Origin of the sequence: Streptomyces sp. NBC_01017 (assembly GCF_045162795.1) — a bacterium.
GTDB classification, from domain to species: Bacteria; Actinomycetota; Actinomycetes; order Streptomycetales; family Streptomycetaceae; genus Streptomyces; species Streptomyces machairae.
The window spans coordinates 5,911,278-5,925,990 of sequence record NZ_CP108683.1 but is presented as its reverse complement, the minus strand read 5'-3'; the positions used below and the strand labels follow the sequence as shown (position 1 = coordinate 5,925,990).

The window sequence follows — 14,713 nt, the reverse complement described above, 5'->3', positions numbered from 1 at the left end:
GTCGCGCCCTCGCGGCGGAACCGCACATCGCTGCGGCCCCGCGCCCCTTACGGGGCGCTGCCGCTCGGGGTGTTGATCAGCGGCCGCCGTTCCACGGGCCGTAGGGGCCGTCGCTGCTGGAGCCGCCTTTTCTGCTGCGGCCGCCGCCGGGCAGGCTCTTGATCGCGGGGCGTACGTCCACCATGTACACGATCGTCGCGATGAGGCCGATGATCGGCAGGAACGACAGGATGTTGAAGATCAGGTTCACCACGAAGGCGAGCCCGAGGATGAGCAGCCAGAACGGCTTGGTCTTCTTGTCAGCCGCGCGGTAGGCGTCCTCACGGCGAGTGGCCGCATCGATCAGTGCGAAGCCGCTGAAAAGGATCAGGGCCATACTCAGCAGCCACATGAACCCCGCGAAGCCCTGCATCAGCACAACGTCCACCACCCGACTCGGCTCATACCTACGCGCTCACCGTACCCGCAACCGCAAGCCGGCTACCCGAACAACGGGCCGAGCACTCTGTAAGTGCCCGACCCGTGTCCTGCGGCCCCTTTTCACCCGCGCGTGTTACTTGGCGGGCGGCGTCGTCTTCTTGGCGACGGGCTTGCGCGCCGGAGCCTTCTTGGCGGCGGGCTTCTTCGCCGACGCGGCCTCGGCGGCGGGCTGGGTCTGGGCGGGCTTGGCCTCGGCCTTGTCCTCCTTGACCTCGACCGGCTCGGCCTTCGGCTCGACGACGATGGCGAGCTCCTCGATCTCCTCGGCGGCCTCGCCACGCCAGGTCTTCACGGTCTGCTCGCCGTGCTCGGCGACCTTCTCGTAGGCCTCGCGGGCCTTCACGGCGTACTCGGCGGCGACACCGATGGAGCGGAGTGCGAAGTCCTGGGCGCTCTCGCCGAACTTCCTCAGGTCGGCGTCGAGGCTGGTGCCGAGCTTCTTGACGTCCGCGTCCAGGTTGCTGCCGAACTTCTTGAAGTCGGCGTCCAGGCTGGTGACGAACTCGTTGACCTTGGTCTGGATGCTCTCCTGCGCCTCCTTGGCCTTGGCACCTGCCTCCTTGGCGCGGGCGGCGGCCTTGTCCTGGACGGCCTTGGGGTCGGTGTTGCGAACGGCCTCGAACCTGGCCGGCGCCTGGGAGCGCAGCTGCTCCACCAGGCTGGGCACCTTCCGGGCCTGCTGGAGGGCGAGGTCGGCGGTGCCGGCGGCGAAGTAGAGCGGGGTCGGGTCGCTGAGGGTCTTACGCAGGTCGTCGGTGATGGCCATGGTGGGTGGTCCTCCCGGGTTGCATTTCAGGTGAGGGTTTCGGGTCCCGCGGTCGGCCTGCCGGTGTGCGTGGTCAGCCGGCCGACTGCCGGGGGTTGTTCGGGTTCTCCGGGTCGGCGTCGCTGCCGTCGGACGTTTGAGTCGTGCGGGTCGTGCGGGTACGGCGCGCGGCGGGCTTACGGCCGCCGGCCTTGGCATTGCTGCCGTCCGTGCGGGTCTTACGGCGGCGGCGTACGGCGGCGTCACTGCCCTGAGCGTCCGCCGCGTCGTCGCTGTCGTTGTCGCCGTCGCCCTGGCCGTCGCTCTGCCGGGAGTCCACCGGACCGTGGTCCGTCGAGACGGCCTCGGCCGGCTCGACCGCTTCGACCGCCTCGATCACCTCGGCGGCCTCATGTGCCTCGTCGGTCTCGTCCGCCTCGGGGGGTATCCCGAACCCGTTCTCCTTGCGGAAGGATTCGTAGATCTGGAGCAGCACCTGCTTCTGCCGCTCGTTCAGCGTGGGATCGGCGATGATGACGGCGCGCGTCTCCACCTCGTCCCGGTCCCGCTCGGCGTCGAGGATGCCGGCCCGCACATACAGCGTCTCGGCGGAGATCCGCAGGGCCTTGGCGACCTGCTGCAGCACCTCCGCGCTCGGCTTGCGCAGCCCGCGCTCGATCTGGCTCAGATACGGATTGGACACCCCGGCGGCATCGGCGAGTTGCCGCAACGACAGCTGCGCATTGCGCCGCTGGTCGCGCAGGTACTCACCGAGATTGCCGACGTTGAGCGATGCCATGCCTCCACCTTGCCCCACCCTCGCTAACTATTGCAAGCACCTGCTTGCAAAAGTGCGCCACGCCACGTGACGGCCACTCAGATGGGCCTGTCGTCGATGCCCGTTCCCGGCTGCCCTGTCTCCGCGATGGCTGGTCGGCGTCGCACCGGAGGCCCAGGTGGATGTGCGCGAGGCCCTTGAGGCCACAGCCAGAGAGATCGAAGCTCTCCCGAGCCCCCGGTCAGCTTCTGACGATGCAGAAGGGATGCCCGGCCGGATCGGTGAGAACCCGCGCCCTGGCGGCATCGTGAGGCTGGTGATCCGGCTTGCCCGCGCCCAGTTCCAACAGCCGGGCCTCGGCCTCCTCCAGGTCCTCCTCGACCTTGAAGCAGATGTGAAGCTGCTGAGGGACGGTCTGGTCGGGCCAGCGCGGAGCCCGGTAGCCGTCGACCCGTTGGAAGCCGATGAAGAGTCCGTCCGCATGGTTGAGACCGGCGAAGTCGGCGTCCGACTTCGGGTGGGGTTCGAGGCCGGTGGCCTGCTGATAGAACGCCGCCAGAGCCAGCGGATCAGGGCAGTCGAGTGTGATCGCGCTCAACTTCATCTGCAGGGGCATGACACCTCCGGGCCGACCAGTGGGCTTCCCAATGAAGATCCCAGAATGGCATCTGCCGCACGCCGGGCCGTGAGCGCCGCCTGGCCGAAACCCACGCGGCACCCCCGCGGACATGCGGAATCATGAAGCATGCGACCGGATGGCTGGCACCTCACCGACGACGTCGACGACTTCCTCGCCCGAGCCGGAGGCTTCCTGCGCTCGCGGCCCGGCCCGCACGTCATGCAGTCGACGTGGGCCGAGAGGGTGCGGACGCGCGGGGCGGACGCCTTCGGCACCGAGGCCCCCGTCTTCGGCATGCTGGAGCAGGCGGGCGAGGTCCGCGCGACCTTCTACCACCTTCCGCCCCGTGGAATGGGCCTCTCCCCGCTCTCACCCGAGCAGGCCTACTCCCTCGCCGCCCACCTGGCCGCCCGCGGGCACCCCCTGCCCTCCGTCAACGCCGACCACGGCACCGCCACCGCTTTCGCCGAGGCCTGGCAGCGGCACACGGGGGCGACGGTGAAGCTCCGCGACACGCGGCTGCGTCTGTACCGCCTCGGCACGCTCACGCCACCGGAGCCGATGCCGACGGGCCGGGCCCGTGTCCTGGGCGAGCAGGACCTGGAACAAGTCATGTTCTGGTGCGGCGAGTTCGCCAAGGCCGTCGGGGAAGTCGTCTCCATCGACGCCGGCTCCTGGGCGGGCACGCGCTTCGCCGACAAGCGCTACACGCTCTGGGAGACCCCGGACGGCACTCCCGTCTCCATCGCGGGCCTGAACCCCTTGATCGGCGGCCAGATCCAGGTGGACATCGTCTACACCCCGGCCGACCTGCGCGGTCACGGCTACGCGGGCGCCGTGACGGCGGCGGTGAGCCGGGCCGCGCTGACCGCGGGCGCGAAGGACGTCGTCCTGTTCGCGGACCTGTCCAACCCCACGAGCAACGCCCTCTACCAGCGCCTCGGCTACCGCACGCTCACCGACTGGAGCGCGTACGACTTCTCATGACGGGGTGCGGAGCGTGCGTACCTGCGGTGACAGCAGGGCGGCCATGGTGGCCAGGACGATCAGGGCCGCGCAGCCTGCCAGAGCCGGGCCGGTGCCCACGGCCGCGGCGACGGGGCCGGCGACGAGCAGGCCGAGCGGGGCGAAGGCCAGGGAGCCGAACCAGTCGTAGGAACTGACGCGGGACAGCGCCCGTTCCGGGATCTCCCGCTGGATGGTGGTGGCCCACAGCACGCCGAAGACATCACTTGCTACCCCGGCGCCGAACATGGCCGCGGCGATCAGCCATACCGGGGCCTGGGCGCCGAGCAGGGCGATCGGCAGGGCGGCCGGAAATGTGCACAGCACGCCCACCAGAATGGGGCGTTTGACCCGCACGCGGGCCGCGAGTCCCGCGCCGGCGATGGTGCCCACGGCCTGGGCCCCCACGATCACCGACCATGCCCGAGCCCCGCCGAGATGCTGCTCGGCCGTCAGGGGGCCGAGCACCCCGACGTTGGCGTTGAGCGCGGCGACGACGACGGCGTACTGGGAGACCACGACCCACAGCCACTGCCGGGAGGCGAACTCCTGCCACCCCTCTCGCAGATCGGCCCAGCCCGACGCCCTCTTGCGCGGCCGCGCGGCCACCCGCAGCGGGGCGATCAGCGCGGCGCTGACGACGAAGGACGCCGCGTTGATCGCGAGTGCCCAGCCGGCGCCCACCAGTGCCACGGTCACCCCGGACAGCGTCAGGCCCAGCAGCAGGGAGCTGTTGGTGCCCATCCGCAGCAGCCCGTTGGCCCGCTGCAGGCGATCCGCGGGCACGATCAGCGGTACGAGGCCGTCCATCGCCGGGGCGAACAGGGCCGTCGCCGTGCCGGCCGCCACCGCGAGCAGGCACATCGCCACCAGCGGCGCGTGCCCCGTCAGCACCATGGCGGCCAGCCCCGCGTACGCCCCCGCCCCCAGTACGTCGGCCAGGACCATCAGTCCCGACCGCGACATCCGGTCCGCGATCACCCCGCCGGCCAGGATGAACACCAGCTGCGGCAACGCCTGGCAGGCCACCACCAGTGACAGCCGCCCTGCACCGGAGCCCGGCAGCGCAAGCACCGCGAACGCCAGCGCCACCCGCGCGAAACCGTTGCCCAGCACGGAAACGACCCGTGCGCAGGCGAGCCGGACGAACTGGGGGTCGCGCCACAGCGGCACCCGGGTCGAAGTCACCGTCACGGCCCGGCACCCTACGGCGGCCGACGCCGACGCCCGTCCCGAACCGGCCACGGAGGTGAACACCGGCTCCGGTCGACCTCCGTGTCACAGAACGGGCGGCCGACTCGTCCAAGGTTTCGTAGACGTATTCCGGAATCGGGACGGTGAGTGTCATGCGGGTGTTCGTGGCAGGTGGGACCGGGGTCATCGGGCGGCGGCTGGTGCCACTGCTCGTGGAGCGGGGGCATCAGGTGACGGCCACGACGACGAGCGCGGCCAAGCTGGGTCTGCTGAAGGAGATGGGCGCGGACGGGGTCGTGATGGACGGGCTCGATGGCGGGTCGGTCGGCGAGGCGGTGGCTGCGGCGCGGCCGGACGTGATCGTGCACCAGATGACGGCGATCTCCATGCCGCACTCCGGCAAGCCGGACATCAAGCACTTCGACCGATGGTTCGCCACCACCAACCGGCTGCGCACCGAGGGAACGGACCACCTGCTGGCCGCCGCCGAGGCGACCGGCGTCCCCCACTTCGTCGCGCAGAGCGCCGCCATCTGGAACGGCATCCGCGAGGGCGGCTGGGTGAAGACCGAGGAGGACCCGCTGCCGGTGGAGACGGGCAGGCTGCAGGCGCTCGCGGAGGGCATCCGCCACATCCAGGACGTCGTCCTCAAGGCCGACGGGACGGTCCTGCGCTACGGCGGGTTCTACGGCCCGGGCGCCACCGACGACCAGGTCGAACTCGTACGCAAGCGGCAGTTCCCGCTGGTCGGGGGCGGCACCGGCTACTGCTCCTGGGTGCATCTCGACGACGCGGCGAGCGCCACCGTACTGGCCGTGGAGCAGCAGGCGCGGGGCGTGTTCAACATCGTCGACGACGAACCGGCCCCGGCCAGTGAATGGCTGCCGTATCTGGCCGCCTGCGCGGGTGCGAAGCCTCCGCTGCGGGTGCCGAAGTGGCTGGCGCGGCTGCTGGCCGGCGAGGTGGCGGTGCTGATGATGACGGAGGGGCGCGGGTTCTCCAACGCCAAGGCCAGGCGGGAGCTCGGCTGGGAGCCGCGCCATCCCTCGTGGCGCCAGGGGTTCCGGGAGGAGCTGGCGCGGTCGTAGCCGCGGGCGCCGATACACACTTTTTTGTACGTACTTGGCAGCGCTCCACAGCCGTCCGACCCTGGAGGCAGGTGATCGACTTCCCCGTTCCTCTTCCTCAAGGGAGCTCCATCGTGGATACGTCCATGCCCGCATCGTCCGCCGTCACCGTGCTCGGTCTGGGGCCGATGGGACGGGCCCTGGCCGGCGCCTTCCTGGCCGGCGGTCTGCGGACCACCGTCTGGAACCGCACGCCGGGCAGGGACGGGGAGCTGCTCGGGCGTGGGGCGATCGGGGCGCTGTCGGCGGCGGAGGCGGTCGGTGCGAGTGAGCTGGTCGTCGTCTGCGTGGTGAACTACGACGCCGCCGACGCCGTCCTGCGGCAGGACGCCGTAACCGGCGCCCTCAAGGGCCGTACGGTCGTCAACCTGACCGCCGACACCCCGGCCCGCGCCCGGGACACGGCCGCGTGGGCGGACGCGCACGGCATCCGCTATCTGGACGGCGCGATCATGACGCCGGCCACGACCATCGGGACGTCCGACGCGGTGTTCCTGCACAGCGGCCCCGAGGACCTCTACCGCGAGCACCGGCCCGTCCTGGACGTGCTCGGCGGCACCCACACCCACCTGGGCGGGGACATCGGCCGGGCCGCCGCCTACGACGTCGCTCTGCTCGACATCTTCTGGACGGCCATGTCGGGCTACGCACACGCCCTGGCCGTGGCCCGGGCCGAGGGCATCACCGCGCGCGAGCTTGCCCCCTTCGCGCAGGGCATCGGCGCGATCCTGCCGCCGCTGTTCGAGGAGCTCGCGGGCGACGTCGACGACGGCACCTACTCCGGCGAGCTCAACCCGATCACGTCCGCCGTCTCCTCCATGGCCCACATCGTCCAGGCCTCCGAGTCCCACGGCATCGACGCGGGCGTCATGCGCGCGGCCGAGGGACAGGCCCGCAGGGTCATCGGGCTCGGGCACGGCACGGACGGCTTCATCCGGGTCGCCGAGCTGCTGGGGCGCCGCTCCCAGGCGGGATGACCCACCTCTCCAGTACGTCGAAGTCCCGTTCGGTGAGCCCGTAGCGGTGGTCGACGCGGTGCAGGAGGGCGGGCGCGCGATGGTGGGCGGCCACCCAGGCGCGGTCGGTGTCGGTGATCTCGTCGTCGAGCCAGAGGAACGGGCGGCCGGCGGCCCAGGACACCAGGGGCCGCGTCTTCCAGTGCAGACCGCGGGGCCGGCCGGGCTCGCGACCGGAACCGGCGTCGGAGCCGGAGCCGGGCTCGTCGGGCTCGTCGGGCTCGTCCGGCCAGTCCATCACCGGCAGCGGGGGCAGGCCCAGCCACGGGGCGATGGCGGTGTTCGCGTCGTCCAGCCAGGTCGTGGCCCACACCAGCTCGCAGCCGAAGCCGGCGAGACGCGCCAGACGGCCGCCGAGTGCCGGGTCGATTCGGGCGAGGAGGGGGTGGTCGGCGCTCTGCGGCAGGACGCGGACCGGCTCGTACAGCTGGTACGGCCGGTCCGCCCCGAAGGGGATCAGCGTTCCGTCGACGTCCAGGAAGAGAAGCATCAGAAAAAGGATCTACCCCGGCCGGGGTGCTGCGCTACTGTCGGCTGCATGACTGCCGGGTCGGCCTTGTGCCGTGATCGAGTTGGGTGTTGCCCGGCCTCTGAGTGAGGCTGCGGCGGCGGGCCAGGAGCCCGCCTCTTTCTCTTCGCCTTCCATCCGTGCGAAATCCAGCGACGGAAATCCAGCGACAGAGAAAGAGAGAGAATGCCCAACGACTTCAATCAGCAGGTCATCGAAGAGTTCCGCGCCAACAAGGGCCGCGTCGGCGGCTACTTCGAGGGCGCCCGACTGATCCTCCTCACCACCACCGGCGCCCGCACCGGCCGCCCGCACACCACCCCCGTCGGGTACCTCCCCGACGGTGCCGACCGCGTCCTGGTCATCGCCTCGGCCGGCGGCGCCCCCAGCCACCCGGCGTGGTTCCACAACCTCATCGCGAACCCTCAAGTCACCGTCGAGAGCGGCGCGTTCACCTACGAGGCGCAGGCGGTCGTACTCGACGGCGAGGAGCGTGACGAGGCCTTCGCGCGGGCCGTGGAGGCGGATCCGGGGTGGGCCGAGTACCAGGAGAAGACGCGGCGGGTGATCCCCGTGGTCGCCCTGTACGAGATCGCCCAGGACGGCCCCCCGAACATCAACGCCTCCTCCATGGGCGAGGCCATCAAGGTCGTCCATGACGCCTTCCGCCGCGAACTCGCCCTGATCCGCGAGGAGATGGCCAAGGGCGGCGCCACCCTGGGCGCCCAGCTCCGCGTGAACTGCCTGACCTTCTGCGCCGGCCTGCACAACCACCACACCGGCGAGGACGTGGGCCTGTTCCCGTTCCTGGCCGACCGGCACCCCGAGTTCGCCCCCACCCTGGCCCGCCTCGGTGAGGAGCACGAGCGCATCGCCGCCCTCGTCGAGGATCTGCGCCACGCCGTGACGGCCGACCACCCGGACCCGGCCACCGCCCGCGGCGAGGTGGAGCGCCTGACGGCCGAGCTGGAGGCGCATCTGACGTACGAGGAGGAGCAGTTGCTCCCGATCCTGGACGCCGCGTAGGGCTGCACGGGAGGCCGTCCGCACGTCGGCGCCCGCAGAGACCGCAGAGCTCTCAGGGCTCCCAGGGCGCTCAGAACGGCAACGGCCTCCCGTGCACCACCTCCAGCCCCGCCACCGCCCGCGTCACCACCACATACAGCCGCTGCAGCCCCCGCTCCTCCGCCGCCACGATCGCCGCCGGCTCCACCGCGACGACATGGTCGTACTCCAGCCCCTTCACCACACTCGCCGGTACGACGGTCACCCGCGCGCCCAGCTCGTCCGCACCCCCCGCCTCGATTCCGGCCGCCGCCAGCGCCTCCCGCACCCGGTCGGCGTCCGCGTCGGCCGCGACGACCCCGACGGACCCCTCCCGGCCCAGCGCATCCCGTACGGCCCCCACGACCGCCCCCAGCAGATCGCCGCCGGCCTCGCGGAACCGCAGCTCCCCGTCCCCCCGCAGCGAGCGGGCCGCCGGTACCTCCACGTCCAGCCGCTCCAGCAGCCGGTTGGCCAGCGCCAGCACCGCCCCGGGCACCCGGAACCCGGTCGTGAGCGGTACGACCACCGCGTCCGGCTTCCCCAGCTGCCCCAGCACGCTCTCCCACGACCGCGCCGCCCACGGCGTCGTCCCCTGTGCCAGATCCCCGAGCACGGTCACCGACCCGAAGACCGCCCGTCGCGCGATCGCCCGGCACTCCATCGGCGACAGATCCTGGGCCTCGTCCACGACGACATGGCCGTACCCCTTCGGATGCTCGACGAGCCCCGCCACCTCGTCCAGGAGCACCAGATCGGCGGCCGACCAGCGTGCCGACTTCCACGACCGCGGCGGCTTCGCCCACAGCAGCGCCTTCTGCTCGTCGGCGTCCAGCAGCCCGTCGGCGGCGTCTGTCAACTCGCGTGTCTCACCCAGCAGTTGAGCCACGACCTCCTCAGGCCGCACCCGCGGCCATACGGCATCGACGTACGCCCCGACCGCCCGCGCCCGCGAGATCCGCTGCACCCAGGCGTTGCTCCGCGGCCCGGCCCGCCGCTCGGCCTGCTCCTGGATGCGCCGCACCACCCGCGTACGCACCCGCTCCCGCCCGACGCCGTACGGCGGCTCCTCGGCCCGCACCCCCGCGACGATCCGCAGCAACTCGTCCTCCGGAACCCGCCACCGATACGAACCGTCGGTCAGCACGAGAGGCTCGACGCGGGTCGGTCCGCCCACGCGCGCGTACAGGGCCCGCCGCAGCACCTCCGCCATCCGGACGTCGTGCTTGAGCCCGGCGGTCCTCTCGTCGTCCACCCCGGTGACGGGATGCCGGGCGATCTCGTCCCGCAGCGTGGACTGCCGTACGCCGGTCTCACCGAGGGCGGGCAGCACCTCGGCGATGTACGACAGGAAGGTCGGGTTGGGCCCGAGGATCAGCAGGCCGCCGCGCCGGATGCGCTGCGGGTGGGTGTAGAGCAGGTACGCGGCGCGGTGCAGGCCGACAGCGGTCTTGCCGGTGCCGGGAGCGCCCTGCACACACAGGGAGACGGCGAGGTCGCCTCGTACGAGATCGTCCTGCTCGGGCTGGATGGTGGCCGCGATGTCCCGCATGGGGCCGACGCGGGGCCGTTCGATCTCCCGGGCGACGATGTCGCTGACGCGCGACTCGCCCCGGTCGAGGTGCTCGTCCTCCAGGCCGGTGAGGTCGGCGGAGTCGCCGCGGCTCCCGGGTGCCCAGCCGAACCGTCGCCGTACGCTGACGCCCTGCGGGTCGCGCGCGCCGGCCTGGTAGAAGGCGCGGGAGACGGGAGCGCGCCAGTCGACGACGAGGGGCGGAGCGGCGACGTCCTCACTGATCCGCATCCGCCCGATGTGCAGCGCCTGCCGGTCGGCGTCCAACCGCCCGAAGAACAGGGGCCCTTCGGGCAGCTCCCGCATCGCCTTCGCCCGGCTGCGCAGCCGGTACCCGAGCACCTCGGCGTCGGCACCGGAGGCGGAGACGTCCTCGGCGGTGACGACGTGCTCCTGGGCGCCGTCGACCATGGCGGCGAGGGCGGTTCGGCAGCGGTCGTGGTGGGCGCGTTCGCGGGCGAGCTCGTGATGCAGTGACGTCATTCCGAGAAGCGTACCGAAATAATGTGACCGAGTTAAATTTTTTACCGAGCCTCAGTTGTGGCCGCGGCGAACCGCGGCAGGCAACCCCGCCTCCAACAGCCCGAACGCCCGCTCGGCCGCCGCCACCGCATCCCCCCGTACATCGGCCGCCCGCTCCCCCGCCGCGATCCGCCGCCAGTTCTCCTGCGCGAGGATCCGCTGCACGGCCACGATCTGCCCGGCGGCCAGCCGTCCGTCCAGCCCGCCACCGAGCGCCTCGGCGAGCACGGCCTCCGAACGCTCCAGATATCCGTACAGGCCGGCGGCCAGCGCGGGTGTCCCGTACAGCAGCGACTGATACGCGAGCACCTCGGGATGATCGTTGAGCCCGGTGATGGGATCGCACCGCTCCAGCCCGTCGAGAAAGTGCCGCCGCAACGCCTCGACGGGCGAGGCGCTCCCCTGCCGCACAATCCGCGCGGCCTCGCCCTCATGATCGGCGAACCGGTACAGGACGAGGTCCTCCTTCGCCGGGAAGTACCGGAACAACGTCGGCTTGGAGATCTCCGCAGCGGCGGCTACCTCGGCCACGGAGACTGCGTCGAAGCCCTTCTCCAGGAAGAGGCGGATGGCGGTGTCGGAGACGGTTTGATACATCCGCTGCTTCTTGCGCTCGCGCAGGCCGGTCTCGCTCATGCGGCGAGCCTACGCGCGGCCGAAGCGGCGGTGCGGCGGTGCCCTCAGGCAGCCGCCCGCTGCGGCCAGTCCGGCCTCTTCGCCAGGGACCAGAGGTCGTCGAAATGCTTGATCCACGTGGCAACGGCGGCCTCGGCGGCAGCCGTGCCCTCCCGTGACCACACGTTGAGGTCGGTCCTGTAGCCCTTGGGATCGTAGAACTCCGGCCCCATCTCGTGCAGACGCATCCGCGCCGACACGTCGTACAGGCCGTGCAGCACCTGGCTCCGGTTGAAGATGCAGATCTTGTCGCGCGGTATGCCGGGATAGCAGCGGTACTCGCATCGAACGGTCAGCCTGCCCGTGGCGGTGAGCCGTCCGGCGAGGTCCGTCAGGATGTCGTCGTACTCCTGGCAGCGTCGGCTCATGCGCAGCCGGAAGGCCGGGTCGTCCACCGGACAGGCGTCCTCACCGACCTTCGAGGGCACGGTCATCGGCTGTCCGAAGTCCGGTACCAGCATGCGCACCGACACGATCCGGGTGGGCCCCGGATTGTCGAAGAGGCCCTCCAAGCGGTGGTACAGCTCGTTGTAGAGGGTTTCGCCGGTGTAGCCCAGGAAGCTGATCTCGACCCGTCGAGCCTGGAAGGCCTCGCTGACGAAGCTTCCCAGCTGGCTCGAGTTCACCAGCGCCCGCGACGGCACCCGTATCGATGAGGACAGCTCCCGGACCGCGTCGTACAGCACGTAGCCGACCAGGCTGAGCAGGGCGCCGCCGAGGTACGCCTTGCCCTGAAGAGCGTCACCGAGCGGCTTGACGAACTGTGCGGTCAGTCCGGTGACGAAGATGCCGATCAGCAGAATGCGGGTCACCGCCGGCTCGAAGCGCTCCTGAAACCGCTTCAGCCGCTGCCCCACTCCGTCGTCGGCCGATCCGTTCCCCCGCTCGGGCATCCCTGATTCACCTCCACAGCAGCGATGCCCGACGGGACGTCATATGCCCGTGGACGAACCGCCTTTGGGTGAAGTCATGGTGCCCCTACGCCAGGGCACGGGCAAGATACGGGTTCGCCGTCGGGCGGACGGGCAGGCCGAGAAAGGCGGTGGCCGCGGCCAGGGTCATCGGATACGAGTCCACGGCACGACGTACGTTGGGTGCGTCCAGGCTGGCGCCGGTGACGAGGCGGTCGAGGTCCACATAGGCGGAACGAACGGTCTCGATGCCCCGGTAGACCGGCCAGTCGCGCCGCCAGTTCGTGGTGCATTCCCCCGGCAGCCCGCGCTCCCAGCGCCGGAACATACGCTCCCGGATCTCCGCCCTGGTCGGAGTCAGGTGCATGTGCCGGACCAAGTCGTAGAGGGGGTCGCCGACCACCGCCATCTCCCAGTCGATGATGGTCACCGCGAGGCGGTCGTCGCGGCGCACGAGATTCCACGGGTTCAGATCACCGTGCAGCAGGGCCGGCTCCCGGTGGCCCACCTCGTAGCGGGCCAGGTTCACCCGCAGCCGGTCGGCATCGGGAAGCCCGAGGAGCCGAGCCAGCTGCTGCGACTCCTTCGGCAACTCCCGCACCCACAGCACGAGTTGGTCCCTGAGCCACTGGAAGAAGCCCCCTCCGCCGGCAGCCGGGTCGACCTGCTTGTAGTCCACCAGTGTCAGGGCGCAGAGCTGGTCGACCAGCCCGTCCGCCTCGTGCGGGAGCAGCCCGTGCACGGGGTGGCTGGGAGGAAGGTCGCGCGACCCCACATAGGTGTGGATGGCGAAGGGATCGCTCGGGTAGCTCTCGCCCAGCGCGAGGGCCTTCGGTGCCGCCACGTCCACGGCCGCCTCTTCGATCGCGCGAAGCACGGCGTGCTCGCTGAGGTAGCTGGGCTCCCGGCGGCAGACGCCGGGCAGCCTGCGCCGCACGACCACGGGGAAGTCGATCCCGGGCACGGAGACGACCGAGTTGAGGTGTGCAGTCCCCTTGAACACCCGGCCCGCCGGGGCGGCCCCCTCCACCAACAGGGCCTTGCGCACGGCTGAGGCCGGAAAATCGGGCCGCTCCCCGAGCCGCCGGTCGGGCTTCCAGGTGAAGGCCTTCCTCACCCAGGCCCGGCCGTTGATTCCGCCGTGGCTGCGCGATGCCAGCCACCGGAAGAGGGCGCGTTCGATCTCGGGCCCGCTCGGCACGTTCCCCAGCCGGAGCGGTTCCGCCGCCGCCTCCACCGCTCGGAGCACTTCCGCCGTGGCCTCATCAAGTCGCTTCTGGGTGAAGGGTTCCTCCAGCGACCGCGCGGCGCGCATGACGTCGGGGTAGACGGACTGTGCCCGCTCGAAGGCCACGTAGCGAGGCAGATCCTTGCCCAGCCCGTTGACGGCCGCGGGACGGATCTCCAGCATTGCCTCGGCCCAGGCGTCGATCACCTCGGCCCACTGCTGGGACGGATACCGCATGCGCACCAGGTGGGTCGCCAGGTCGTGCAACGGGTCGCCGTAGGTCGCCAGCTCCCAGTCCACGCAGATGAGGGGCGGAGCACCGTCGTAGGACACGATCAGGTTGTCCCGGTGCAGGTCCGCGTGCAGCAGACTGTACGGCCGCCGGGCCATGGCGGGCACTCGCTCGGCGAACCGGATCAGCGCGTCCTCAGGGATGCCGAGGGCAGCGAACAGCCCACCGAAGGCCAGCCAGTTGGGCTGTCGGATCTGCCGGTCGGCAAGGCGCGCCAGCGTCTGAAGGAACCCCTGGCTGTCGGTGTCGTTGCGCGGCCAGGCCGTCGGCAGCGGGGGCAGTGCACCCCGGCGCACCTGGGCCATCTGGGCAAGCAGGCCGGCCAGCGCCCTGACGAGCAGGGTGTCGACGGGTTTGCCGTCCCCGCAGACACTGGAGAGCGGTACACCGTCCACATAGCTGTGGATGGAGAAGCCGTCACGTTTGATGAGGCACTGCGGCGCGTGAGGCAGGACTCCCCTGATGGCGTCGAGGATCTGCGCCTCGTCGTTCCAGGTTCGGATCACGACGGGCAGCGCATCGGCGCGCCGGACCCGCACGGTCACCGAGGTACCGGCATCGAGACCCACCAGCCACGCCACGGAACCCGTGAGTGGGAGCACGAAATTCCGATTGTGATGTCCGCTGCTCGCCTGGCCCAGCTTCTCGGCTTGCCCCACGAAGTCTCTGATGAGGTCGTCGGGCGTGGCGCGCCCCCCGTGCACAGCAGGACGGGGAGGGACTGGTGCGCGCACTGGCCGCTCCGGTTGGTGACGAGGACGATATGCCAAACGAAAGCACGTGGCGTTCTGCCTCGCACGACATACTCAGGCCCCGGAGGCCACCAGGAGGGGTTCGCCACTCTCTTGCACGAAGTCTTTGCGAGGCCGCTCGAGGTTTGGCTGTTCGCCATCACATACGCACGAACGGGCACCGTTGCTCAATCGGTGCGGGCATGCTACAGCACCCCGCTGGAGCGATTTTCGGGGGCCCATGGGCAACCCGAGTGGCCCATCC

General features: G+C 70.9%; 14 protein-coding genes. 4 read left to right on the top strand and 10 right to left on the bottom strand.

Annotation, left to right across the window (positions count from 1 at the left end; translation table 11 throughout):
- Positions 1-76: 76 nt before the first annotated feature.
- The 4 genes from OG331_RS27215 to OG331_RS27200 form a co-directional block, all read right to left on the bottom strand.
- Entirely contained in the window at positions 77-412 is a 336-nt protein-coding gene (locus tag OG331_RS27215) for a DUF2516 family protein (RefSeq protein ID WP_383238020.1), read from the bottom strand.
- Positions 413-553: 141 nt separating this feature from the next.
- Positions 554-1,246 (bottom strand): hypothetical protein, encoded by a 693-nt coding sequence (locus tag OG331_RS27210; RefSeq protein ID WP_406200793.1) that lies wholly within the window; start codon positions 1,244-1,246, stop codon positions 554-556.
- Positions 1,247-1,319: 73 nt separating this feature from the next.
- Positions 1,320-2,024, bottom strand: coding sequence for a helix-turn-helix domain-containing protein (locus tag OG331_RS27205; RefSeq protein WP_406200790.1), 705 nt, complete (start codon positions 2,022-2,024; stop codon positions 1,320-1,322).
- A 220-nt stretch (positions 2,025-2,244) separates the two neighbouring features.
- Entirely contained in the window at positions 2,245-2,619 is a 375-nt protein-coding gene (locus OG331_RS27200) for a VOC family protein (RefSeq protein ID WP_406200788.1), read from the bottom strand.
- A gap of 129 nt (positions 2,620-2,748) precedes the next feature.
- On the opposite strand from OG331_RS27200, the gene OG331_RS27195 reads away from it, so the two are divergent.
- Positions 2,749-3,609, top strand: a complete 861-nt coding sequence (locus OG331_RS27195) for a GNAT family N-acetyltransferase (protein WP_406200786.1) — start codon at positions 2,749-2,751, stop codon at positions 3,607-3,609.
- Here the strand turns inward: OG331_RS27195 and OG331_RS27190 are convergent.
- Entirely contained in the window at positions 3,604-4,821 is a 1,218-nt protein-coding gene (locus tag OG331_RS27190) for an MFS transporter (protein WP_406200783.1), read from the bottom strand. The genes OG331_RS27195 and OG331_RS27190 overlap by 6 nt on opposite strands.
- Positions 4,822-4,973: 152 nt before the next feature.
- Between OG331_RS27190 and OG331_RS27185 the strand changes: the two genes are divergently transcribed.
- Positions 4,974-5,909, top strand: coding sequence for an NAD-dependent epimerase/dehydratase family protein (locus OG331_RS27185; protein ID WP_406200781.1), 936 nt, complete (start codon positions 4,974-4,976; stop codon positions 5,907-5,909).
- Positions 5,910-6,034: 125 nt separating this feature from the next.
- Positions 6,035-6,925, top strand: coding sequence for an NAD(P)-dependent oxidoreductase (locus OG331_RS27180; RefSeq protein WP_406200778.1), 891 nt, complete (start codon positions 6,035-6,037; stop codon positions 6,923-6,925).
- On the opposite strand, the gene OG331_RS27175 is transcribed toward OG331_RS27180, so the two are convergent.
- Positions 6,879-7,454, bottom strand: a complete 576-nt coding sequence (locus OG331_RS27175; protein WP_406200776.1) for an HAD domain-containing protein — start codon at positions 7,452-7,454, stop codon at positions 6,879-6,881. The two genes, OG331_RS27180 and OG331_RS27175, sit on opposite strands and share 47 nt — an antisense overlap.
- Positions 7,455-7,658: 204 nt before the next feature.
- Between OG331_RS27175 and OG331_RS27170 the strand changes: the two genes are divergently transcribed.
- Positions 7,659-8,498: a nitroreductase/quinone reductase family protein gene (locus OG331_RS27170; protein ID WP_406200774.1), complete on the top strand. Its 840-nt coding sequence runs from the start codon at positions 7,659-7,661 to the stop codon at positions 8,496-8,498.
- 70 nt (positions 8,499-8,568) lie between these two features.
- Here OG331_RS27170 and OG331_RS27165 read toward each other — a convergent pair whose 3' ends face one another.
- The 4 genes from OG331_RS27165 to OG331_RS27150 form a co-directional block, all read right to left on the bottom strand.
- A complete protein-coding gene (locus OG331_RS27165; RefSeq protein ID WP_406200771.1) occupies positions 8,569-10,572 on the bottom strand; it encodes a HelD family protein in 2,004 nt (667 codons plus the stop codon).
- A gap of 51 nt (positions 10,573-10,623) precedes the next feature.
- On the bottom strand, positions 10,624-11,247 hold the full coding sequence (locus OG331_RS27160; RefSeq protein WP_406200769.1) for a TetR/AcrR family transcriptional regulator: 624 nt from the start codon (positions 11,245-11,247) through the stop codon (positions 10,624-10,626).
- 44 nt (positions 11,248-11,291) lie between these two features.
- Entirely contained in the window at positions 11,292-12,179 is an 888-nt protein-coding gene (locus tag OG331_RS27155) for a hypothetical protein (protein ID WP_406200766.1), read from the bottom strand.
- Positions 12,180-12,264: 85 nt separating this feature from the next.
- Complete coding sequence (locus OG331_RS27150; protein WP_406200764.1) at positions 12,265-14,421, bottom strand: phosphotransferase; 2,157 nt, start codon at positions 14,419-14,421, stop codon at positions 12,265-12,267.
- Between the last annotated feature and the right edge of the window lie 292 nt (positions 14,422-14,713).

Bases quoted from the DNA above. Each gene is read 5' to 3' on its own strand.
- OG331_RS27215 (WP_383238020.1), bottom strand. From the start codon at position 412: ATGCAGGGCTTCGCGGGGTTCATGTGGCTGCTGAGTATGGCCCTGATC.
- OG331_RS27210 (WP_406200793.1), bottom strand. From the start codon at position 1,246: ATGGCCATCACCGACGACCTGCGTAAGACCCTCAGCGACCCGACCCCG.
- OG331_RS27205 (WP_406200790.1), bottom strand. From the start codon at position 2,024: ATGGCATCGCTCAACGTCGGCAATCTCGGTGAGTACCTGCGCGACCAG.
- OG331_RS27200 (WP_406200788.1), bottom strand. From the start codon at position 2,619: ATGCCCCTGCAGATGAAGTTGAGCGCGATCACACTCGACTGCCCTGAT.
- OG331_RS27195 (WP_406200786.1), top strand. From the start codon at position 2,749: ATGCGACCGGATGGCTGGCACCTCACCGACGACGTCGACGACTTCCTC.
- OG331_RS27185 (WP_406200781.1), top strand. From the start codon at position 4,974: ATGCGGGTGTTCGTGGCAGGTGGGACCGGGGTCATCGGGCGGCGGCTG.
- OG331_RS27180 (WP_406200778.1), top strand. From the start codon at position 6,035: ATGCCCGCATCGTCCGCCGTCACCGTGCTCGGTCTGGGGCCGATGGGA.
- OG331_RS27175 (WP_406200776.1), bottom strand. From the start codon at position 7,454: ATGCTTCTCTTCCTGGACGTCGACGGAACGCTGATCCCCTTCGGGGCG.
- OG331_RS27170 (WP_406200774.1), top strand. From the start codon at position 7,659: ATGCCCAACGACTTCAATCAGCAGGTCATCGAAGAGTTCCGCGCCAAC.
- OG331_RS27165 (WP_406200771.1), bottom strand. From the start codon at position 10,572: ATGACGTCACTGCATCACGAGCTCGCCCGCGAACGCGCCCACCACGAC.
- OG331_RS27160 (WP_406200769.1), bottom strand. From the start codon at position 11,247: ATGAGCGAGACCGGCCTGCGCGAGCGCAAGAAGCAGCGGATGTATCAA.
- OG331_RS27155 (WP_406200766.1), bottom strand. From the start codon at position 12,179: ATGCCCGAGCGGGGGAACGGATCGGCCGACGACGGAGTGGGGCAGCGG.